This window comes from Microbacterium karelineae (genome assembly GCF_009745985.1).
GTDB lineage: Bacteria > Actinomycetota > Actinomycetes > Actinomycetales > Microbacteriaceae > Microbacterium > Microbacterium karelineae.
Map to the genome: position 1 here is coordinate 1 of NZ_WFIX01000074.1, position 546 is coordinate 546.

Below are 546 nucleotides of genomic sequence, written 5' to 3' on the forward strand. Positions count from 1 at the left end.
GGAATAAGTGACCATTATGAGTGATGTTTAAGATCATCAGGATTACCAGGATTGCACCACCGTAAGGAATATAAGAAGCAATAGCTTCCATTACTCTTGTAATGATGATTGGCCATCCTGCATGGGCAGCGTGCTGAATAGAATAGAAGAATAATACGCAGCAGCTTACTCCAAAGAAAAATACAGCTACAAAATGTATTGCTGCTAAAGGCTGGTTGTGTACCTGCAATGTAGCGTGCTCAAGGTGAGCCGCGTGATCCTGAGGTCCAACCATTTCACTTGAGTGTGTAGGAGCAGTATGACCTGAAGCATGAACAGCTTCCATCATTTGTTCTATTTTCTCAGTAGATATTCCTTTGTTCAAAAAGAAACCAATACCGAAAAGAACTAAACCTACAACAAGAAGTATTATAGAAGTTGATTTTAATTTTGGTGAAAAACTATACATTTCTTTTCTTATTTTTTAGTTTCGGTAGTCGTTTCAGTTGTTGCTGGTGCCGCCGCTGTAGCTGCTGCCGGTGCTGCTGCTCCTTTTTTGAAAGCACT

1 protein-coding gene is annotated in these 546 nt (G+C 40.3%); it reads right to left on the reverse strand.

The genetic code is table 11. The features are described from left to right. Positions 1 to 448 (reverse strand): hypothetical protein (locus GB932_RS21970; protein WP_197517203.1); only part of this gene is annotated, 448 nt, incomplete at its 3' end. Positions 449 to 546: the final 98 nt, after the last annotated feature.